General features: G+C 51.4%; 21 protein-coding genes and 2 tRNA genes. 7 read left to right on the top strand and 16 right to left on the bottom strand.

The genetic code is table 11. The annotated features are described in order from the left end of the window. Positions 1–15: 15 nt before the first annotated feature. The 9 genes from ACSPJT_RS08605 to hemL form a co-directional block, all read right to left on the bottom strand. On the bottom strand, positions 16–1,263 hold the full coding sequence (locus ACSPJT_RS08605) for a hypothetical protein (RefSeq protein ID WP_435895971.1): 1,248 nt from the start codon (positions 1,261–1,263) through the stop codon (positions 16–18). 46 nt (positions 1,264–1,309) lie between these two features. Next, positions 1,310–1,897, bottom strand: a complete 588-nt coding sequence (locus ACSPJT_RS08610; protein ID WP_435895972.1) for a hypothetical protein — start codon at positions 1,895–1,897, stop codon at positions 1,310–1,312. A gap of 59 nt (positions 1,898–1,956) precedes the next feature. Beyond that, a tRNA-Gly gene (locus ACSPJT_RS08615) sits at positions 1,957–2,027 on the bottom strand. A 182-nt stretch (positions 2,028–2,209) separates the two neighbouring features. Next, positions 2,210–2,965, bottom strand: coding sequence for a Nif3-like dinuclear metal center hexameric protein (locus ACSPJT_RS08620; RefSeq protein WP_435895973.1), 756 nt, complete (start codon positions 2,963–2,965; stop codon positions 2,210–2,212). A gap of 72 nt (positions 2,966–3,037) precedes the next feature. Next, the gene (locus ACSPJT_RS08625; RefSeq protein ID WP_435895974.1) at positions 3,038–4,219 is read right to left on the bottom strand and encodes a vitamin K epoxide reductase family protein; all 1,182 of its coding nucleotides are present in this window, start codon (positions 4,217–4,219) and stop codon (positions 3,038–3,040) included. 54 nt (positions 4,220–4,273) lie between these two features. Then, positions 4,274–4,552 carry a hypothetical protein gene (locus ACSPJT_RS08630; protein WP_435895975.1) on the bottom strand — a complete coding sequence of 93 codons (279 nt, stop codon included), beginning with the start codon at positions 4,550–4,552 and terminating at the stop codon, positions 4,274–4,276. Between the two features lie 123 nt (positions 4,553–4,675). Further along, positions 4,676–4,876, bottom strand: a complete 201-nt coding sequence (locus ACSPJT_RS08635) for a DUF2267 domain-containing protein (protein ID WP_435895976.1) — start codon at positions 4,874–4,876, stop codon at positions 4,676–4,678. 32 nt (positions 4,877–4,908) lie between these two features. Next, a tRNA-Leu gene (locus ACSPJT_RS08640) sits at positions 4,909–4,991 on the bottom strand. Between the two features lie 106 nt (positions 4,992–5,097). Then, a complete protein-coding gene (hemL, locus tag ACSPJT_RS08645; RefSeq protein ID WP_435895977.1) occupies positions 5,098–6,381 on the bottom strand; it encodes a glutamate-1-semialdehyde 2,1-aminomutase in 1,284 nt (427 codons plus the stop codon). A gap of 9 nt (positions 6,382–6,390) precedes the next feature. Here hemL and ACSPJT_RS08650 point away from each other — a divergent pair, with 9 nt between their 5' ends. The 3 genes from ACSPJT_RS08650 (at position 6,391) to ACSPJT_RS08660 (ending at position 8,101) form a co-directional block, all read left to right on the top strand. Continuing rightward, positions 6,391–6,960, top strand: a complete 570-nt coding sequence (locus tag ACSPJT_RS08650) for a hypothetical protein (protein ID WP_435895978.1) — start codon at positions 6,391–6,393, stop codon at positions 6,958–6,960. Positions 6,961–6,990: 30 nt separating this feature from the next. Beyond that, entirely contained in the window at positions 6,991–7,260 is a 270-nt protein-coding gene (locus tag ACSPJT_RS08655; RefSeq protein WP_435895979.1) for a TlpA family protein disulfide reductase, read from the top strand. Between the two features lie 124 nt (positions 7,261–7,384). After that, positions 7,385–8,101, top strand: a complete 717-nt coding sequence (locus tag ACSPJT_RS08660) for a hypothetical protein (RefSeq protein WP_435895980.1) — start codon at positions 7,385–7,387, stop codon at positions 8,099–8,101. 20 nt (positions 8,102–8,121) lie between these two features. Here the strand turns inward: ACSPJT_RS08660 and ACSPJT_RS08665 are convergent, their stop codons facing one another. Further along, entirely contained in the window at positions 8,122–8,571 is a 450-nt protein-coding gene (locus ACSPJT_RS08665; RefSeq protein WP_435895981.1) for a YtoQ family protein, read from the bottom strand. A 159-nt stretch (positions 8,572–8,730) separates the two neighbouring features. On the opposite strand from ACSPJT_RS08665, the gene ACSPJT_RS08670 reads away from it, so the two are divergent. After that, a complete protein-coding gene (locus tag ACSPJT_RS08670) occupies positions 8,731–10,023 on the top strand; it encodes a Gfo/Idh/MocA family oxidoreductase (protein ID WP_435895982.1) in 1,293 nt (430 codons plus the stop codon). Between the two features lie 93 nt (positions 10,024–10,116). Here ACSPJT_RS08670 and ACSPJT_RS08675 read toward each other — a convergent pair whose 3' ends face one another. Next, positions 10,117–10,380, bottom strand: a complete 264-nt coding sequence (locus ACSPJT_RS08675) for a Precorrin-3B methylase (RefSeq protein ID WP_435895983.1) — start codon at positions 10,378–10,380, stop codon at positions 10,117–10,119. Between the two features lie 234 nt (positions 10,381–10,614). Between ACSPJT_RS08675 and ACSPJT_RS08680 the strand changes: the two genes are divergently transcribed. Next, positions 10,615–11,163, top strand: coding sequence for a hypothetical protein (locus tag ACSPJT_RS08680; RefSeq protein ID WP_435895984.1), 549 nt, complete (start codon positions 10,615–10,617; stop codon positions 11,161–11,163). Here ACSPJT_RS08680 and dinB read toward each other — a convergent pair. From dinB to ACSPJT_RS08700, 4 genes are all read right to left on the bottom strand, one after another. After that, positions 11,160–12,203 (bottom strand): DNA polymerase IV, encoded by a 1,044-nt coding sequence (dinB, locus tag ACSPJT_RS08685; RefSeq protein WP_435895985.1) that lies wholly within the window; start codon positions 12,201–12,203, stop codon positions 11,160–11,162. The genes ACSPJT_RS08680 and dinB overlap by 4 nt on opposite strands. An 85-nt stretch (positions 12,204–12,288) precedes the next feature. Beyond that, a complete protein-coding gene (locus ACSPJT_RS08690; RefSeq protein ID WP_435895986.1) occupies positions 12,289–13,779 on the bottom strand; it encodes a DUF7133 domain-containing protein in 1,491 nt (496 codons plus the stop codon). Further along, positions 13,773–16,463, bottom strand: a complete 2,691-nt coding sequence (locus ACSPJT_RS08695; protein ID WP_435895987.1) for a cytochrome c4 — start codon at positions 16,461–16,463, stop codon at positions 13,773–13,775. Before ACSPJT_RS08695 ends, ACSPJT_RS08690 begins: the two co-directional genes overlap by 7 nt. A 27-nt stretch (positions 16,464–16,490) precedes the next feature. Then, entirely contained in the window at positions 16,491–18,068 is a 1,578-nt protein-coding gene (locus tag ACSPJT_RS08700) for an L-serine ammonia-lyase, iron-sulfur-dependent, subunit alpha (RefSeq protein ID WP_435895988.1), read from the bottom strand. A 289-nt stretch (positions 18,069–18,357) separates the two neighbouring features. On the opposite strand from ACSPJT_RS08700, the gene ACSPJT_RS08705 reads away from it, so the two are divergent. Then, positions 18,358–19,533, top strand: a complete 1,176-nt coding sequence (locus ACSPJT_RS08705; RefSeq protein WP_435895989.1) for an aminopeptidase — start codon at positions 18,358–18,360, stop codon at positions 19,531–19,533. A 57-nt stretch (positions 19,534–19,590) separates the two neighbouring features. After that, on the top strand, positions 19,591–20,754 hold the full coding sequence (locus ACSPJT_RS08710) for a M24 family metallopeptidase (protein WP_435895990.1): 1,164 nt from the start codon (positions 19,591–19,593) through the stop codon (positions 20,752–20,754). A 193-nt stretch (positions 20,755–20,947) separates the two neighbouring features. Here the strand turns inward: ACSPJT_RS08710 and ACSPJT_RS08715 are convergent, their stop codons facing one another. Next, positions 20,948–22,036: a substrate-binding domain-containing protein gene (locus tag ACSPJT_RS08715; RefSeq protein ID WP_435895991.1), complete on the bottom strand. Its 1,089-nt coding sequence runs from the start codon at positions 22,034–22,036 to the stop codon at positions 20,948–20,950. Positions 22,037–22,088: the final 52 nt, after the last annotated feature.

Genomic DNA, 22,088 nt, shown 5'->3' on the forward strand with positions numbered 1-22,088 from the left:
TTTTCGACAGGAAAATTAGAACTCAACGCGAACACCGATGGAAGCGCGGTTACGCTCGTAGGTGCGGGAAGCGGCTGCAGGGCCAAAGCCACCATTGGCGTCACTGTCAGTCCAGTTGTAAGAACCGGTTACATAGACACCCTCGTTAACTTTGTATGAGAAGCCAAGGTAGAGGTTCAGAAGGTCTTGGTCCAGATCAGCAGGAGAGCCGAAAGCTGGGACAACGAAACGACCGTCTTCCATGTCTGTAGTGATGTAGTTCACACCAGCATGCAGAGTGAGATCCGGTGAGACGATGTAGTCAGCCGAAAGACCGATACGCAACGTGTTGTTTGTGTCGTATGTGTAAGTTGGGAAACTTGTTCCATAGTCTTCAACACTGTAGCGAGCGAAAGCGCGAACGCTGAATTGCTCGTTTACACGGGTGCGGATCGCAGCTTCGAAGAATGGGCTGTCCCCGTCTTCACCGTTGTCGACATCGCGCATTTGAACACCAGCTTTGAGTGCCAGAACAGAGTTCGGGCTGAAGCGGTGCTCAATACCGGCTGCAATGAAGTGGTTAGTTGAGTCAGAGGCAGAACCATCGGAATCAGTCCAGCTGTAAGTGTAATCGAGAGTCCATACGGTCTGCTCGGAAGCACGGTAGCGGAACTGGTTATATACGCTGTAGATCAAACGGTCGTTGCCGCTAAAGCTGCTTTGGTAGTCGAGACCACGCACTTTGAAACCAGTGTAGGTCGCGAAACGCTCACTCCAGCGGTAACCGACTGCGTTGTCGCTTTGATAGTGAAGATACTCACCAATCTGGCGGTCAACGGAGAAGCCATAATCGTAATCAGGCTCGAGTTCGTAAGCAATGTAGTTACGGCTGCTGAAACGGAGACGCTCGCTGACACGGTGTGCCCAGTTGATGCCGAGGCGGCCTTGGCCATACATATCATCGGTTCCAGCTGCTGCTGGTGCATCGAGGTAATAGGTGCCACCGACACGTGCGAACACATCCCAAGTAGTCTGAGGAGTGATGCTTACCAAGGAAGCACCGACGTAGGCGCTGAGGTAAGATACATCGTCTTCATGTCCAGGGTTGCCAGATAGCACTGTAGGAGAAACGTTGTCGTCATAACCATATGTTACACCGGCGTTCCACTTCAGAGGTGAACTTTCTTGGGCATCGTCGTTAGGGGCGATATCATATAGGCCCTGTGCAGAAGCCGCACCAAGGGAAGCCAAAGCAAACGCTCCTGTGATCAATTGTTTTTTCATAGTCTGTATTTTAATTAAATTGGGTTATCAGTCTTACTTCTCGAGATTAACGAGTAGTCTCAATAATAATGCGGACTTGCTCGTCTTCATTGGTGGATGAAGGAGGAGTCACGACTGGTGGCTGAAGACCTGGGGGGAAAAGTGGGAAACCACCTGGGCCACCAGGAGTTGGGCCTTCAGGTCCACGACCTGGGAAATCAAGAGGGTTGGAAGCAACTGGTGGTGGAACGACCACACCTTTGGCATCCTTGGCACCGCCTTTGGCGCTGTATCCGTCACCGGCGTTTGCGTCCATCTTGGTTACAACAGCTTGAACTTCGGCCAAAGCATCAGGAGCTACAGCAACAGCACACTGGCCGATGATGCGCACCTTGGATGGAGCGGAAGTGATGGCTGCAGAAACGATGTTTGCAACGAGTTTTTTATCAGCATCGGAAGCCACAATAGCTGCCTTCACGATCTCGCATGCGCAAGATTCATTTTGGGCGACCTGGGTAGCAACCAGCTCAAGGACATTTTCAGGGTTAGCGGCGACTGCCTTTTTGACAGCTGTCGAAACCTTGTAACAATCAGGCGCAGCTGCGTAGGATGGTGTAACCAGAGCCAATGCAGCACCGAACAGTGCGTATTTCATAGTGTTTTTCATAGTAGTTATCCTTTCTGGGTGAACAGATGTTTTTCCTGTCATAGAAAAGCGGGTAGCGAGAATCGAACTCGCATGATCAGCTTGGAAGGCTGGAGCTTTACCATTAAGCTATACCCGCAAGGGTGATGGCATTAAAGCCCGAGGATTGACAGCCGACAAGCACTAAATAGGCATATTTGATTTTTTTTAAAATAAATAAATCGCCTTGATGGCAGCCTGGAGCCATTGATTTATATAGACTTTCGTCATTTCAAGATTAATCCCAACTAATTTGATAAGGACAAGTTGTCTCAATATTCTTCATAAACCGGTCGGATGATCGATGAAAGTGGACGAGACATCGAATTCTCCACGAAGGACAGCTGTCAATGCTTTGACCCCAAAGGTCTCTGTCGCGTAATGCCCGGCGTAAATCAGGTTGATTCCTAACTCCTCAGCCAAGGGATAGCTCCAGTGCGGTCCTTCACCTGTGATGAACGTATTGATGCCCTCCTCCGCCATCGCAGCCACTTCGGAGCCAGCACCTCCGGTAATGATCCCCACCATGCCCGCCTGCGAACTCCCTCCATTGCATACATGGACTCGCCCACCGACAGCCTGCGTAACTGAAGCGACAAGGCTATCCAGATCCAGATCCGTCTGTTGCCGTAATCCTAACTGAATACCTTTCCAGTCAAAAAACGGTTCCGCTTTGGTCATACCCAGTTCATTGGCCAGCAACCTGTTATTCCCCCACGCCGGATGCACGTCCAATGGGATATGTGAGCTATACAGTGCCATACCAGCGTCCATTGCCAGCTTCAGTTTACGGTAGGTGGAGCCAGTTATTTTCTGCGCTCCTTGCCAGAACATTCCATGGTGCACGACTAACAAATCTACTTTGTCAGCTACGGCTTTCTCGAACACTGGCAGCGAAGCATCGACTGCCGCAGCGACACGATTCACCTCACCTCCATTCTCAATTTGCAAACCATTCATGGCACCAGAATAGTCCGGTATCTCAGCGATATTGAGCTCTTTATCTAGGAAATCGACGATGTCTGTTAGTGTAGCCATAGGGATAAGTTAGAAAACCTTACAAAATTTTACGAATTTAAAAAACACAGCTCCACCTGTGCAAGTAACCTGTTAGCGCAGCTGGAGATGTTTTTTAAGAACGGCTTCGAAGTCTTCTTTGGTACGAGCAATTCCTTGCATCATCATCGAGCCCTTAATTGCCAGCTTAGGCATTACCGGAGTATTTTCAGCAAACACTTTGTAATCAGCTACGTTTTCCTTTAGCAGAGAGACGACCCACTCGTCGTTTTCCGTGGGCAATCTGTCCTCGCCCACCAAACTGGCTGCCATCGCTTCCGCTGCTTCCACAGGGACTTCTTTGTTTTCAAACAACCAATCATGAAACTCCCGGAATTTGGCAGGATCAGCTCGCCACACCCTGAGCGCTAGGGTTGCAAATTCACAAGCCTTGGCGTGATCTTGAACACCAATGGGCAGGTTTGGATTACATTTCCGGTTCAACGGCGTAGGCAGTAGTATAACACAGAGTTGATCAGGGTATTTTTCTAACAGACCATCCAAATCTCCGTGCATATCTTTGCAAGATGCACAGGTGTAATCGTAGTATTTCACCATCACATTTTCAGCATCCATTTTTCCAATGTGCGGCAAGTCATTGACTCGATACTGCTTCTGCCCACCGAAGAACTCGACAGTGCGGCCCTCACCTTGTGAGTGAACCCCACCGGAAGCGATTTCGACAACAATATCATCCTCGCGATGGGTCTGAGGCTGAGGCCCGAAATACTGCAACATGGCCAAGCTACCTACAAACACTACAGCTGAGGGCACGGTGGCCGCTGTTTGCCTCAACAATCGATCCATGCTGCGAAATTCGGCAATTATAATAGCCAAAGCTAACAACACCCCCACACCATGCATTGTCATGCAATACTTACAAATGCTGCCGATAACTTCTAACTGCAAAACCGTAAACCAAACGGCTGAACCAATGATGATCCATGCCGCAAGCTGACGAAACCAACCTACGGTGATCCCCCGCATCCAAAGGCTAACAATAATCGCCAGATAGAGGAGGAAGGAAAATACGCTGATCGGGACAACACCGAAAACCATCGACCATTTGCTGCCTAACACATTGGCACAACCACTGCCACCGCCACAGCCAGCGAGAGTGGTGATGGTGCCATTGAGTTTTTCAATGGTCAGCCAAAGGCTCAAACCAGCCGCGATCACCGCGAGCAGGACAATGATGCCTACCCAGCGAGGCTTCAGATCAGAATTCCATTTCATCGCCGGCATCCTCAATGATCGTCGCCAGCGTGACCAGACCAGAATTAACCGATCTTATTTATCGCGAACTGGAACACCATTTTCATCGAGCGTCACCCAGTCGTCTCCCTCACGATTCCTACGCCAGCCGTTGATGGCAAAGAGCAGAGTTAGCGCCAGGAAAAAAATTGAGGTCTCCATTAAGAACGGACTGGTGATGAGCGCCAGACACATACGTCCTACCTCGCCACTGAAGCCAGGCAAATATGCCGCTGCAGCGATACCACCGAGGGCGATGAAGAAAAACAAGATCAGTGCAAAACCGATCATCATGTGTTTTTTGCGCGTTTCCATGATTGGGACACCGCACCGTTCGCACCCAAGCCCCTTATTTTCAAGCTAAAAAGAAAGCGCACCAGCCAATGAAGGCTGATGCGCTTAGAAAAATTCACCTGCGTTGGGCAAGTGATCAGTGGACTAACCTCCGAAAAGACCTTTGGCTTTATCGAGCAGACCACCCGTATCAGGCATCTCGCCGTTGACTGCGGAATTCACGATATCTTGCATGCCTTCGGGCAGCTTGTCTTTGACGAACCCAAGCACCATATCGATGGCTTGCTGGCTCATTTCTTCGCTCAATCCAAGTTTCTCTGAGAGCTGTTTTTTAAGTTCGTCCATGATGTCGTTATGTAAGTAATCGAGTGAAGAAGTACCGGGAACAGGGGTCGAACCTGCACGCCCTAGGGGCACTAGATCCTAAATCTAGCGTGTCTACCAATTCCACCATCCCGGCGCGGAATGACTGGACTATAGGAAAACTTTTGATTTTGGCAACGGGTTTCTTCACGATCTTTCATAGACGCTCGGAGGAGTAAATAATAACCGTTAGCAGAGTCGCCTTAAACCTTTCCAAGTGCCACTTCCATGGACTCCAGAGTGGTGTCGATATCGGACTCGCTATGCGCCATACTAATGAATCCGGTCTCATACGGACTTGGTGCGGTGTAAACTCCCTGCTCCAACATTTCCGTGAAATACTTACGGAAAGCAGCGGTGTCCGCAGTCATCACCGAGTCGAGATTGACAATTTCCTCGCCGGTGAAGAACAGGCAGAACATCGAGCCCACGCGGTTGAAGCGGTAGTCCATGCCTTTGGCTTTCAATAAGGAACGAACACCTGCTTCCAGATGCGCCCCCAGATGATCCAGTCTCTTATAGCCATCCAGCTTATCCATTTCGTGAAGCTGGGCCAAGCCGGCAGCCATCGCCAGCGGGTTTCCGCTAAGAGTTCCTGCCTGATAGACAGGTCCGTCCGGAGCGAGATAGTCCATGATTTCGGCTTTGCCTCCGAAGGCTCCCACCGGAAGGCCTCCGCCAATGACTTTCCCCATTGCTGTTAGATCGGGCATCAATCCTTCGAGTTCCTGGACACCACCTCGGGCAACACGGAATCCGGTCATGACTTCATCAAAAATAAATACTGCCCCATACTCAGAAGTCACGTCTCGCAGCCCTTGCAGGTAACCTTCCTTAGGGAAAATCAATCCAGCATTCGCCGGATAGCTTTCGACAATTACGGCAGCAATCTGATCGCCCATCTCAGCAAAGACAGCGCGCACCTTTTCCAGATCGTTATAGGGCAGAGTAATCGTTTCCGCGGCAAATGACGCCGGCACCCCGGCTGAGTCGGGCTCGCCATGAGTCAACGCACCTGATCCGGCGGCCACTAACAAGCTGTCAACGTGACCGTGATAACAACCCACGAATTTGATGATTTTATCTCTCCCAGTGTAACCGCGCGCCAGACGTACCGCACTCATCGTCGCTTCGGTTCCTGAGTTCACCATGCGCACCTTTTCCACGGATGGGAGCCACTGGACGATTTTCCGAGCCATTTCCACTTCGAAAGGATTGGGAATACCGAAAGACACCCCTTCCTTTGCCGCTTCATGCACTGCATCAATCACACACTGTGGCGCGTGACCGAGTATCGCCGGCCCCCATGTGCCGACATAGTCGATCAGTTGATTGCCATCCACATCCTCGATACGGCATCCCTTCGCCCTGCGAACAAAGAAGGGGTCACCGTCGACATTTTTAAATGCGCGCACGGGTGAATTCACTCCTCCTGGAATCACCTCCTTAGCGGCTTTGAACAACTTGCTGGAAATATCGTTTTTCATCGTTAAAGTATGCCGATTTCGGCGACAGCCACCATGGAAGCCGAGGCAGCACTTGGCAAGTCCGAGGAAGAAGATCGTCGCTTTTCCTACGCCTTCGTCACTTCGGCTAGGATCGGCGAGACAAATACGAAGCCCTATGCCGTTGTTATTTTAAGCACCTTTTACCTACATCATTTTATGAAACGAAAGTTCATCCTATCACTTACCACCCCGCTGTTAGCTGTGGTCATGCTGGCCAGTGCGCATGCCCGCATTTGGACCAGTGCCGATGGTTCTAAGACCTTTGAAGGCAATTATGTCAGCAGCACAGATACTACGGTCACCGTACTGAAGTCAGGCCGCGAGGTCACCTTCAAGCTCGATCTGATTTCCGAGGCTGACCGAACCTTTGTAAAGGAAGAAGCCGAGCGCCTTGCAAAGGCTGAGGCTGACAAGGCCAATCAGAAAACTCTCGCCGACCAGCCAGTGGGCAAAAAGCTCATGGGCAAGACTGTCAAAGTCGTCGGCAAAAAATTCGAGACCGTCGACACCACCAAAGTCCCAGAGTATTACATGGTCTATTTCTCCGCCAGTTGGTGAGGCCCCTGCAAAGCCCACGCTCCACAGTTAGTGAAGTATTACAATAGCAGCATCGCCAATAACCAGAAAGTTGAGTTCATTCATGTCAGTCAAGACGACAGTAAAAGAGACGCCTTGGGATGGGCTGCTTCAGCCAATTTCCCCTGGCTCACTGTGCTCTCTTCGAAAGCCCGGTCCTCCGGTCTAGGCAAGCTCGACGCCGGCACCCCCAGCTACGTCTTGATCGATAAAAACGGCAAAGTCCTCGCGACCAACGAGAAAGCTTGCATGGCCAAGATCAAAGAGCTGACAGGGAAATAAACAGCGTTCTCTACCATTTTCATTGAATAGAACACCTGACCGCCACGTCGGAGTGACAACAACTGCTTGAGCACGTGGATTTTCCAGTGGCTAAAGCAGTCGTCCTACACTACCATTCACCGTGATGAAAATTGCCACCGCCATATTTTCCCTGTTCGCCGTAACGCTACTCCCAGCTAACGCCGAACCTAAAAAATCCCTGCTCAACAATGACCCTGACGTCATTTACCTGAACGAGCACATCGATCGCACCATCACGCTGTTGGTAGTGAAGCCCGCCACGGTCTACGCCACCAAGAAAGGGCAAAGTAGCCGCCGACTCGGCAGTTTCCCTGCAAATACCAAGGTCCAGCTCTTGGCCATCACCGACAAGGCCTACCGAGTGAAAGGTGAAGCAAGCCACGCTGGCGTGACCGGCTGGGTGAATCCACAACTACTTGCCTCCAAAGACAAGGACTTCATCGACAATCTGAAAAAGCTCTATGAGCGCCAGATGATCGTCAAAGAACTCATCGCCAACCACGACGTCGCCATCGGCATGACGCTCGACGAGGTCAAAAAGTCACTCGGCGAACCCACTGAGACTGAGGTCAAACAGACCCGCAAGGGTGAATCCGGCAAGTGGGATTTTCTCATCGTTGAGGAACAAAAACACTATCGCACGGTAGTTGATCCCTACACCGGCCGCGCCTTTCGCCAACTCTCGCACATCACCACCGAGGAGAAATCACGCACGACCATCGAGTTTGAAGACAACACTGTCACTTCTGTGACTCGTAAAAAAAACAACGGACCGGGTAAAGTCCGCATCATTCCGGCACCGGTGATTTTCCACTGGTAGCACCAATTGGTTCGTTCCTGTTAGAGCTTACCCAAGGTCACATAACGCAGAAGATCGGCCACCTTGGTCACGTCATCCGTCACCGCATTTGCTGCGGCGTCGATTTCCTTAAGGGCATGTTGGAACTCCTCTGAATGCACGATAATCAACGGTTTCCCCAGCGCCGAAGCCATCCCCGCATCGAAGGCGGCATTCCATTGTCGGTATTTCTCGCCAAATTTCACCACCACGATATCGGATTTTTCAATCAGTGGCCGTGTGCGTATCGCGTTGAGTCCGGCTCCCTTGCGGTCATGCCAGAAGGGCGATGGCTCTGCGCCGAGAATGCTAGCGCCACAATCGTCACTTGCCGCATGGTCGGTAACTGGTGCGTAAAATTCTATGGGGAGATCCAGCCTTTCAACCGCCTTCTGAAGGTCTGTGCGCCAATCGGTATGGATTTCTCCAGCCAGGTAAACTTTCCAAATCATGATGATCGGATGGTAGAATAGATGTCAAAAACATCAAGCTACATGGCCAAGTCATCTAAAACCGACCGTTGATGCTCTCAATCTCAAGAAAAAGAGACGACGGGATAACAGTTTTAACCACTTCCCAAATTCTTATTTTCTATCAAGATGACAGCTCACATGTCGTCCATTCCCCAAAATTTATCTACACCACTCACCATTGCCACATGCGGCTGTGGATCACGGGCCAGAACCTACAGTAAGATTGCCCGCACTTTAGGCGATCGTTACAGCATCGTCGCGGGTGCCGATCCCATTCCTGAGCGGCTGGAGGCCATGCGGGAGATTTCGGGTAACGATGACTTCCTAGCATTCTCATCTGCGGATGAAATGCTGGAGCACGATAGGCTAGCCGACGTCATGATCATTGGCACCCAAGACCAGTATCATTTCGAACCCGCCAAAAAGGCGCTGGAAAAAGGATACCATCTCCTGCTGGAAAAACCCGCAGCACAGACCAAAGAAGAAGTTCTTGAACTCGCTCAATTAGCGAAAAAATACGACCGCAAGATTCTCCTCTGCTTCGTACTTCGTTACACACCGTTTTATTCAAAAGTACACGAAGTCATCAGATCCGGGCAGCTTGGCGATATCATCTCCATACACGCCTGCGAAGGTGTCGAAGCCTGGCACCAGACACATTCCTTTGTCCGCGGTCACTGGGGCAAAAGTGCCGACAGCACACCCATGATTATCGCCAAGTGCAGTCATGATACAGACTACCTTGCCTGGCTAATGAGCAGCCGCTGCACATCAGTTAGTTCATTCGGACGGCTCTCCCATTTCAGAGAAGAAAACGCACCGGAAGGAGCCACGGACCGCTGCACCTCTGGCTGCCCACATGCAGCCCCACAAGGAGGCACCTGTATGTATGACGCCCACCACTATCTCGATAAGAACAAACGCTGGCTGGATATGGTCTTCCCCCACCCCACGAAGCGCAGTGACGAGGAAGTGTTAGAATGGTTGAAAGTCTCGCCTTGGGGCCGTTGTGCTTGGAAATGCGATAACGATGTAGTCGACCATCAGGTGGTTAACATGGACTTTGAAAATGGAGCCACAGCGAGCCTGACGATGACCGCTTTCGATGTCGGCCGCTCCATTGAAATTTTCGGAACCAAGGGAAGTCTCCGCGGCGGCCACGCCTTGAAAGAGAGCACCGATATTGACATGAGCATCCGCGATCACGCCACTGGGGAGACCGAAAATATTTTGTTAGATGACAAGGCTGAAGACAACTACAAGGGCCACGGTGGTGGCGATTTCGGTCTAGTCAACGCAATGGAAAGCATCTTCCGAGATGAAGGTCCGGAGAGTTCCTTAATCGAGAACTCCATCGAAGGAATCCTGATTGGATTCGCCGCTGAAGAATCCCGTCTCAATAACGGCAGGGTGGTTGAGATTAATCGATAGTAGGACAAGTTTGCAGCTTGTCGGCAAACTTGGTGAACTCATCATGCTTGGGATGACTATTCCAAAGAGACCGACAAGTTAGAAACTCTTGTATTACTTTCCTGGCTTCGTCCGATGCTCGCCAAAGTATTTCTCGCTGCGGTAGCGCAGCCACACTCGAAGCGTCTGCGGCACTTGCTCGCGCTGCTCTTTGGTAAGTGTCTCATAGAGCGCCATGGCCTTCTCCCGTTCACCTCTGCACGCGCGGTTATTGTGAGCATCCCAGTAGCTGCGAGCAACGCGTATGCGACGGTTGACCTCCTTGATCAGCGCCTTTCCGACCAATGGTTTGTCATTCTTTTTCTTTTTAGCAGGCATCACGTTTTGCGTTTCTGGCCAACGTCACCGCGACCAATGATTTAAGAGAGGGACCATACACCGAAATGGCGGACATCACAATCACGCAGGAAACTAACAGAACATCGTCACTGATTTCATCCTGACTGGTGAGTATAGAAACCGCGATCTAACGAGCTAGGCAGATTTGCTCAAAAAAATCCTGCATAATCTCGTTTGACCGTCGTCAGAGCATGACATTAACCTAATATCACTATGAAAATCCTTCGTCTCCTAACATTCTTGGCCATCACTACACTTTCCGTATCCGCAGACATCAAAGATGAAATCCGGCAGCTCAGTCGTGAGAAATTTAAACTGACTATCGAGACAGGGAAGCTCTTCAGCCAGCACAAGCTCAACGAAAACGCCGAATATATCGAGCTTCAGAATAAATCCCTAGCCGCAGCACGAGAATTCAACAAAACCCGCCGCGATCATCCAGCACTGAAGGAGTATTATGCCAAAAGCGATGCCGTTCAAAAAAAGGCAGTCCAAGCCAGGGTGAAAGGAGACAAGGAAGCCTCAAGTAAGGCCATGAGAGAGTTTACTCAAATCCGCATGGATCTTGAAAAGGCAGCCCGTGAGGTGCCGGAACTTCAGGAGTTCCAGAAAAAAGCGGTCGCTGCCAACACGGCTGCCGAGGATAAAAAACTAGAACTCCTCGAAACCATCCCAGAGGGCAAAGCCCACATCGCTAAAATCAAGGCCCTGGACGCCAAGGTTGCCGAGTTGCGCAAGCAACTGAACATCTCAAAGCCTTAGTCCGGAAACATCTCCAACTGTGGATCGTCTTTCTCATCGACAAGCCGAACACCGATACCAAATAGTCGCACTGACTTTCCATTCCCCCGCGACCAGGCCTCATCTAACAACAACCTGAAAACATCAGAATTGAGCTGCCCCTGAGCGCTCTCAGCGGTTGTTCTGGTGAAGTCTGAAAACTTGAGTTTCACAACCAACGATCGCACCTTGCGGTCTCGGTATTTCCCCAGTAACAACTCCTCGATCTCGGTCTGCATCTGCTGCAGCATCGGCAATAGCTCAGCGGGATTTTTCACATCCTCGGTAAAGGTGTTTTCCTTGCTAATCGATTTCCTACTACGGTGGGCCTTCACCTCACGGTCGTCTCTCCCCCGGCATAGCTCATAGAGCTCCAGCCCCCATTTACCGAATCGCCGCGACATCGCGAACTTATCGAACTGTTGTAAATCACCACAGGTTTTGACTCCAAGCTGGGCCAACTTTTCCTGCATACGTTTTCCCACTCCCCAGAGTTTGGAAACTGGCAGATCGCCCATAAAGGCATCGATCTCGCCCGGTTTCACCTCGAACTGACCATTCGGTTTATTCCAATCGCTGGCAATCTTTGCCAGCATTTTGTTAGGCGCAATACCAGCCGATGCCGTCAGCCGGGTTTCCTCAAATATTTGCGCCCGCACCTCGCGCGCAATCGCAGAAGCCGACGTGTTCCAGTGACTGACATCTAGGTAAGCCTCGTCAAGAGACAGCGGCTCGATCAGCTCGGTGAACCGTCCAAAGATGGCCCGGATTTTCGCCGACTCAGATCGGTAAAGATCAAAGCGCACAGGCAACATGATCAGCTGAGGACATGCCTGCACGGCTTTGAATCCCGGCATCGCAGAGCGGACTCCGTATTTCCGTGCCTCATAGTTCGCAGCACAGATCACCCCGCGTCGACTTGCTCCTCCCACTGCCACAGGTTTCCCACGCAAATCCGGATTCTCACGTTCCTCCACGGCGGCGTAAAAACAATCCATATCAATGTGGATACACTTCTTCATGACAACAGGAAACCCTCTCCGCCGTGAGATTCCCCCACATCAGACAAAGGGCAAAGGAAAACATGAAAATACCCCGTCTTGATCGCTACTTTTCAGGGATCTCGTTGACGGTGTAATACGCCTTGGTGTGCAGGAGCTCGCCGCCCTCTTTGGATTTCATAGGTGCGAGATCAAAGTCGTGGATATGCCCCTCGGTGATCTGATCAAGATAGAGCATCACCGACATGCCATCATCCGAGGGCACGGCCTTGGTCACCGTCGGCGTCGTGTGATCGACCTCCGGACTACCGTATCCTTCTGAGTAAATATGTGTGTAGGTTTTTACGGTGTAGACTTCAGGCTTGGCCGCCACGGCAGGGTCCACGGGCTTGGTGAAATTGACCAAAAAACCGTTTTTCTTAATGTTGATTTCCTTGATCTCGAAGGGGACGATACCGCTCCAGTCGATTCGTTGCAGCGCATACGGTTCGGTGCCTCGCACCGGCCATTGTCGGTTGGTCGTAAAACCACCGGCTACCAATTGCCCTTTGGGGGAAAATTCGACGTTCATGATCCCGGTGGCCAGTCCCTCACGGAACGGATAACAGGCGCCCTGCCAAACACCGTTGATCTTTTCGGTAGTCGCACGGAGGATGATGCTCAGCGTGTAGTCTCCGAGGAAAAACTGATTCTCAAACGGACCGAATTTTCCACCCGTGGTGTCCAGGCGGAATCCGGAAATGGATCTGCCCATTTTGATGTAAGGAAACCTAACAACTGGCGGCACCAACTCCTTGACCCGCTTCTTTTCCACCTGCATTCGCGACGGGCTGTTAGGTGTTACAGCTGGCGTCTCCATCGATGGAACAAAAGGATACCAGTTGTAACTCGCCGGGTGACCAAGAAAGCCTCCTTGCTTGAGGTGCTTCAGAGAACAGGCACCATTCCATGGTCCTTGGCTCTCGATGGTAAACATCACCCCTTCTTTATTAGGAGCCACACCCGCCGGACTGCGGAGACCACTGCACACGGGTATCATTTTACCATCCGGAGTGACCTTCACCGCCCAGCCTCGGAATAAATTATGCGATTTATAGGAACCGCTCAGACCTAAAACGACCCAGACATTGCCATCCGGATCATGTTTGGAACCAAAGGCAAACTCATGGCCTTCAGCATAGCCCCAGTTGTTCGACAAGGTGTCATAACGATCAGCCACACCATCGCCATCAGTGTCTTGAATCCGAGTGACCTCACCAAACTGGGTGGCGGTCATAGCCCCGTCTTTCCATGACAACCCAAAGATCTCATCCTGGCCCGTGGCAAAGAGATGATACTTCGGGGCTGGTGGAGACTCGAAAACACCATCGACAAAATAGATGTCACCACGACGGGTGCCGACGGCTAAACGCCCATCGGGAAGAATGTCAAAACTGCCGGTTCGCAAAGGTAGTCCTGTGGGAACAGGAATATTGACGATGGGATAATACTTCTCCTCCTCGGCTGCGGTCCCCCACATACCACCAAGCTCCGCAGCTGAGACTGCCATCGTTGCGTTGACGGCGATAAAACCTATAAGAGTTGCGATTTTCACCATTGGTATTCTATTGTTAGAGTGGAGCGCCCTTTTGGAAGTTTCACTGGAATGAGTAGCTCTTTTGTTTCACCTTCTCGGACGGTGCCCTGATGTGCGTCGTCGATTTTAATCTGGAGTGAATCGATGACGTAACTGTGGTCGGATTGCTTGGTAATTTTTTTGCCAGCAGCTGCGCGGAAATAGAATAGGTTTTGTGGCTCAGGTGCGTCAAAGGTGAAGGTGCGCTTGAACTTGGTTGCCACACCGTTTTCTAACACTTCCTCAAAAAAGTCCTCCACCATGACCTCACCATAACGGTAGCGGAAAGTAGGTCGCCGTTGCTTATCCAAACGGTATCCACGGAACTGGTAGCCATGATTGTGAGGAAATAGAAAATCCTTCTTTCCCTTGTACGGCCAGTTCTCATCCATCGACTCCAGACGGTGGAACGGAATACCGGGTGGAAAGGCAATCCGGTGATCACCACTGGCTTTAAACGATCCATGATTGATGGTTACGAATCCATTCTTCCAAAGTAACCGCAGCGCCATTTCCTCGGAGTCGAACGCGAGGTTGAGTCGACCTGGATAACCCACCCCAATACCACGGAAGCCCGCAGTCCCCCGGCCTCGTGCGATCTCTGGTTGATCAAAGACGCGGAGTTCATCTAACTGCGTCATCAGGCCTAAGGGTTTTTTGGCGCGTGTGCCGTCTGACAAGTAGGCCCAGAGCGCTTCGATCTGCTGCTCGCGATTCCCCTTCAACATATCCGGCCGGGTCGACTGCCCACCGGGCCAAAAATTCGGCATGATGCCTGTCGTGTGAAAACGTGAAGGATCCTGCATGAACAGGTGGAACCAGTTCTTTTGGATTCGGTCCGTGAGATTTACCAGATCGAGAGCCCCGGCACCAGCCGCGTGGTGACCATTGAAATCGTGACAGGCAATGCAGCTGAAACCTTTGTTGCCAATCATCTCATAACCTGCATTCTTCGACTCCTTAATGTTAGAAATCTCAGGCAACTTCACCTCCTCGAGTTGATCCACTTTCCCGAAAAGCTCAACGAGATGACCGACGTTCTCTTTGCCATACTGTGGCATCCGAGTGTGCATGTAAAACCGCTGGCGTCCGCCCTGCAGAAGAACTTTTGAAATCCAGTCGGGCTTGAGTTTCGCCCCCACACTAGTCAGCGCCGGAGGCAAACGTCCTTGATCACCCAGCTCGGGGTGAGAACCGGTAAAGTAGGTGTTTCGCTCTGAAGCGATGCCACCCACTTCATCCCGCTCGTGGCAGGCAATGCAGTTAAAGGTCACCAGTGTCTTTGCTATTTCCTCCTTATCGGTGAGCTTGCGCTGCTGAATTCCTGGCATCGCTTTTTTGATCAATTCGCGCTGCTCGGAGTTCAGAGCATACTGTGCCCACTTACCGTGGGATTCAGTCAAACAGCCTTTGCTTGGATTCAGTTTATCGAACGATTGGGCCATCTCTGACTTAACACCCATGTCATCGTGACAGCTGGCACATCCTAATGCCTTAAAGTGTTCGGCACCCTGCTTCGCGAGCCCGGCATCCACCTTCAGAGGCACGAATTCTTTAATTGGTTGGTTAGAAACTGAAAGCAGCTCGCTTTGAAGTGGACCTCGCTCCAGACCGGGCCCCTCCATTTCGAATGAAAATGTAGGTTTCCGCCCTGTGTTGAAATACGTCAGCTGAATCTTCCTCCAGCCTGGTTGAAGCTCCACCGTGCCCTGAAGTTTTTTGGGGCCGCGTTTATCACTCGGCTGTTCCAGCAGCACCTGCTTCCCTTCTACGCGTAGCGCACCACCATTCATTTCCAGGAAAAAGGTGTAGCTTCCAGCCTGTTTCACATTCATCCAGGTCTCATACTCTACCGCGAAGTGGCGCTCCAACTTGCCGAGGTGGCCTAAGGAAAAATCGCTGACCTGTCCGGCACGTTTGGCCTCCACTTGTTCGCTGTGCAACCCTTCCCACACCATACCTGTGAATAGCTTGTAACTGACATTGCCCGGAACCCGCGTATCCCTCAACAGGTAGTTGGTGATGCTACGGATCTCATCTTCAGGCAGCTTCAGATCCGGCATTCTTCCGGAGGGACGGCTGTTGTGAGGATTGCGCAAGAATGCCATCAGGCTTTTACCGCTGTATTTCTTATCCAAGGCACCCAGTGGCACCGATGACTTGGGCAACAACTCCTTGCCATTCTGATCACGTGGCGAGTGACAGGCGACACAACCGCGGGAATGAAACAAACGCTCACCACGGGTCGCGGCTACAGAGTCAGGTGGCTCCGGTGCAAAATCATTTTTTCTCCGCGACAGGAGATAGTGGGTGATCGACTTCGCCACCTGTTTCCTTTCCTCAGCGTCGAGATGAGTCATCATATCCGGCATCGTAGTGCCAGGCTTGGTGCCGTGGGGGTCGAGGATAAACTGCTCGATGTAACCAAGATTCAGCTGAGATCCAATATCCGCCAGTCTCGGTGCTTTCTTGGAGTCTTTGACGAAGGCCGCATCACTCTGATGGCACGCCGCGCAGTTCAGCTCCTCCATCAATACCCGACCTTTCAGCACAGGATCGAGTTGACTGGAGTTCAAACCGGGAAGGATGGGCTCAGCGAGGACGGCTGGAGCCACGCTGATTAGCATAATGGCTCCGATGTTGAGCTGTTTGGAAAATTGGATCACGATTAGACAAAAATTTATATTGGGGAATCAGCAGCCACAGCCACTTCCGCATGAGGTGGCACGACGAGCGGCCAGTTTTTCCTCCAGGGCGATGGCGGTAGGTGTGATCGATAGCCCGCCGAGATTGGTGCAGCGCACCTCGCGAGGCATTTGGGTAGCGACGTGTTTGGCGGTGTCGATGACTTCGTCGAGAGGTATAACGGGGTCATATCCGGCAAGTGCCATGTTTGCACACGACAGCGCATTGCTGGCAGCCATGACATTTTTGCCAAGACAGGGCACCTCCACACGATTGGCTACGGGATCACAGATGAGACCGATCATGCTTTGGAAGGCCATGGATGCAGCGGCTATGGATTGAGTGAGCGATCCTCCAGCGAGGGTCACCATCGCTGCAGCTGCCATACACGCAGCAGATCCGCCCTCGGCCTGACACCCTCCCACCTCTGCGGCAAAGGTCCAGCGGGTGGCGATGAATACACCGATGAGACCACTGGCTAACAATGCTTTCGCCATCGCTTCCTCATCCAAGTTCATCGACTCAGCCATAGCAACAATGGCCCCCGGAAGAGCGGCACAGGCACCTGCTGTTGGCGCTGCGACAATCACGCCCATCGAGCTTTTGACCTCCATCAATGCCGTGACATAGAGAATGATCCGGTTCAAGGCGCCGCCGTCTAGAAGCTTCCCTTCACGCATCATTTCATCAAAGCGTCCGCACTGGTGCCCTAAGACACGATCGTCATACTCAGTACCGGCAATGCCCTCGGAAATCGAGTGGCGCACGATTCTAACAATATCGACCATTTTCGAAATCACCTCTTCTTCGGTGAGTCCGCCCCGTTGCATTTCGTAATCTACCGCCAGTTGCCATAGTGGGGTTTCTTTTCCGCCAACAAACTCTAACATTTCTGCACATGAACTGTAGGGCACTTTGGTGTTCTTACCTGAAACCACCGGCAACACTGGGGAGAGTCGCTTGACTGTGAGGATGCCTGGGAACTGACTTAGAATCGAGTCGCTAACGAAAGCAGCTCCCTTGACCTCGATCATTTCGCGATCGTTCGCATGATGTAAGATGATTTCGTGGGCATCAAATTGATCATCGAGCGCTGCGATCACCTCCTCTGCTGTATGCTCGGTCCATATCAGAGTCTCGTGACAATCACCGAACATTGAGACAGTGAAACCATCGAGATCAATCACCTCCATCATGCCGCCTCCGGTAGAGATGGCGCGCATAGTGTGGGTTTCCGCATCGCTGCGAAATGTCAGACGATAGGTGTTAGGATGAGGATCTCCAGCGTCCACTGTTTCTATTCCCACACGAACACCTGTATCGAGAAAGGCTTGCATCGATCCAGGTAAGCGTGCGTCCTCAGCCTCCCAACCCATCAAGCCGCCGAACAATCCCATATCGGATCCTTGGGTGTCGTGGGTATTGGGCAGCGATCCATTACGATCAAACTCCACCAAAACATCGGTGAACCGAGATTCCATTAGCTCGCGTACTAGCCTGCCAATGCGCAAGGCAGCAGCGCAATGAGAACTTGAAGGCCCGCGCATCACTGGGCCTATCACATCATTGAAAATGCTAACGATCATATTGTTGGTGTTAGGAAATGCATTGGTTTGAATACTTGTAGTCCGATGGCATCAAGTTCGCACGGGGACATGCGGCAGATGCAATAGAAACAACTACACGAGAACCTAGGTTCCAACCAACTGCTTTTGCCAAAATTTTCCACCTTCTTGGCTAGGTCAAAGAATATCCCAAAAAACCTGTTCAGTGCCCATTCTATCAACATTTCAGAATGTCCAACATCCAGAATTAGCCACATGCGGCGCAGAGCCATTCGTGACAAATCAGTCGCGACAATTTTAGCTCGGGAGCATGTTAACGCATCTCCACCTGAGCCGCTGGGCTGATGTTCTGGTCCGACATGCCACGAATGTCCGGCCGGGTGACATCGTGCGCATCACAGCACAACCAGCTGCCGAGCCATTGCTGGAGGCCGTATACCGCAAGGTGCTTGAGGCGGGAGGACACCCGCTAGTGAACTGCCGCCCGGAGTGCCTGAATGAAGCCTTCTTTGAACTCGCGAACGGTGACCAGCTTGATTGGGAAAGTCCTTTCACGCAGCTGGAAACTGAGAAAGTGGATGCCACCATCAATATCGGCGCGAGTACCAATCTCCGCACTATGGACCAATTCGATCCGACTCTTATTCAGCGAGCCGCTCGTGCCAACAAATCCAGCAGAGAATTGTTTTTCCAACGCGCCGCCGCAGCTGATGCCCCGGAGCTCGACTCTGATGTCAAACCTCTGCTCTGGTCGACCACCCTATTTCCAACCAACGCTTATGCCCAAGACGCAGGTATGAGCCTCAATGAATACAGCCAGTTTGTGATCAAGGCATGCCAGCTCGATCAAGAGGACCCTGTGAAATTTTGGCAAATGTTAGACCAATGGCAGTGCCAGCTTGCACAAACACTCATGGCCGGGAGAGAGCTTCACTTCAGCACTCCTGCAGGCACGGACCTCACGGTAGACATTGCCGACATGCGCTGGCTTTCCAGTCCGGGGAGAAAGAATTTCCCCGATGGAGAAGTTTATTCAGGCCCCAACCTTAATGCGAAAAACGGCGGAGCTGAAGGTGTCGTGGTGTTTGACAAACGATGCGTTTACCAAGGCAGATCTGTTCGCAATGCACGTATCGTGATGGAGAATGGTCGAGCTACTGATGTAACCGCAGATGAAGGAGAAGCTTTTCTCATTTCCATGCTCGATCAAGACGACGGCGCACGCCGCATCGGTGAAGTTGCCTTCGGAACCAATCGCGCGATCACTCAACCGACTGGTCAGATTCTCTTTGACGAGAAAATGGGTGGCTCTTTCCACCTCGCATTTGGTGCCGGATATCCGGAAACAGGGAACGTCAACAAAAGCGCACTTCACTGGGATCTCATCGCATCACTCGGTCAGGGATCAAAAGTTTCTCTTGATGGCGAACCATTCTGTATCGACGGACATTTTGTAAATATGCCACCCGAAGTTTCGTGGACCTAATCACGCCACCACCTCTGAGAGACGCCCCTGTAACATTCAATTAAACCATCTATCTCCATGTCATCGAACAAGACCAAAAGAAAAAAGGAATCCATTCTTTTTCACGCGGATACAAATGATCCAAACATGATGTATTTCAGCCGCTTCAATGCCTTCGACCCCTATCTTGCGTTTAGCTTGGGGAACAAGAAAATCGGAGTCTCACACGCGATGGAATACAGCCGAATGGAGCAGGAGTCGGCATTTGATGAGATCATCTTATTATCAGAGCTACAATCTGGCGCAGCCAAGCGCTTCAAACTACCAAAAGGATTAAGCCCAGATGTTAGTCAACTGGTACAGCACTTAGCTGAACTCCACAAAATCAAGGAGTTCAAAGTAGGGGACCGCTTTCCAGCCGGCCTGGCATTCTCGTTACGCGATGCCGGAATTAAAATCACGCCTACCGCAAACGGTTCTCTCTTCCCCTCACGCCAAATTAAAACACCGGAAGAGATTCAGTCTTTGAAGAAGGCAAATGCCGCCGCAGCTGCGGGCTTCCGCATTGTCTCAAAAACACTGGCTGAATCGACTGTTAGACGTGGCAAACTGATTCATGAAGGCCGTATTCTCACAGCTGAAAGACTGCGTGAACTTATTGGACAGGCCACGCTTGGAAAAGGAGCTGTCGCGCTGCATACGATCGCTTCGCCCGGAGACCAAGCGGTCGATAACCACTGCGCTGGGCATGGCCCTATTCACGAAGGGGAGTTGATCGTGGTAGATATTTTCCCTCGCCGCCATGCGGATGGGTATTGGGGAGACATGACTCGAACCTATCTTAAGGGAAAGGCCAGTGACGCCCAACGCCGCCTGGTCCGCACGGTCAAGAAAGCACATCAACTGTCCTTGGACATGATCAAGCCCGGTGTCACCGGCAGCAAGGTCCATCAATCCGTTCAAGCATTCTTCTCCAAAGAAGGCTATGAAACCACCTTTGATAACACTAAACCTGAGGGATTTTTCCACGCTCTGGGACACGGGGTGGGACTCGAAATTCACGAGACCCCAGTGATGTCTATCAAAGGAACATGGAAATTTAAAAAGGGCATGGTCGTGACCGTTGAGCCCGGCCTCTACTATTTGGGACTCGGCGGTGTCCGCATTGAGGACTCGATACTCATCACCGAAGACGGTAATGAAAAGCTGGCAAGGGTCCCCTACAAATGGGAGATCGCCTAATCCATTTTTCAGCCCCTGCCTGGACTTGGGAAATCTTCACGATACTACATCGATACAACTAAACATTTTCGGTGCCGCGTAGTCGGCCTTCTCGGCGGGCCTCGCGGCACTATTCTCTCTTCACACCGACGATCCGATACACGGGAGTAACCTTTCCGAAGGTTGCTCCTGTGTTTATCGGAATAAGCCTGCCTTACTTGATGGGAACAGTGGACACCGGACCTATCGTCCCTCCTAGGACAAACTCTGCTGGATCTGTGACCTGCTTGGTATCCACTCGCCCTTGCTTGACGCCGGCAGCCCAACGCCCGATGCGACGTATGATCGGTTCATTCTGCCACCTCACATGTGTGATCGGAGGTGAACACCAAATAAACGCAGGATCATAATCTGTGGCCACGACCGACACTTGTTCAGGAACGCGAATACGATTAAGTGCCAAGAATTGCTGGGCAGCCACCCACATTGAAATCTCATCAATAATTAACGCTGTCGGAGGAGTCACTCGAAACAGCTCTCCCAGCAACTTGTGGAAACCTTCCGGTGTTTCCTCCCAATCGGGAATATTGTAGCTGCTCGTCTCTATTCCACTCTCCTCCAACACTGCTAAAAAGCTGAGTTCAAACGTGCCCAGTTCAGGGACCCGTCTCTCCCTGCGATTCAAGAGTATGATGCGCTTGTGACCTAGCTCGATCAATTTCCTAACACCATCAAGGATGGCATCCGATTTTCTAGGTCCGAATCTGGCAATAGGCAATCTGCCAGCACGTCCAAAAATCGCCAAACAGGGTAGAGGTTGTTCTGAGAACCACTCAAGTATCTCGCGTGGTCCGGCTACGACCATACAAGCATCGACCGGGGTTTTAGATAACATCGCCTTGACCCGACCAATATCGTGTTTCAGCAGTCTCAGATCATCTTTAAAAATGAATGCGTCAAAACCCATGTCTTCCAAATAGTGTTGCACCCCGATGATCAACTGTTGGAACTGTGCATTTTGCTCTGATAAAGGCTCCGGTAGCAAGAGCCCGATTCTACGGATTTTGTGCGTGGATAAGGAACTCGTGACGACATTGCGGCTGTAACCATTCTCCGCTAACTCCACCAAGCCCTCTTCTTCTAACAAGCGCAATGCAGCACGCATCGTTAACTTTGAAACTCCAGCCTCTTTCGCAAGTTTGACCACCCCAGGCAGTCGACCGCTCATCGATCCATTGCGCAACGATTCACGCAAGAGTTCTGCACTTTGCTCAATGACTGAACGACGTTTTAGTGGCTTCATATGTGGTAATTGGTACGCCGAGTGACGCATGGGTCAAGAATCACCCCATACG

This window comes from Oceaniferula spumae (genome assembly GCF_042849255.1).
GTDB classification, from domain to species: domain Bacteria; phylum Verrucomicrobiota; class Verrucomicrobiia; order Verrucomicrobiales; family Akkermansiaceae; genus Oceaniferula; species Oceaniferula spumae.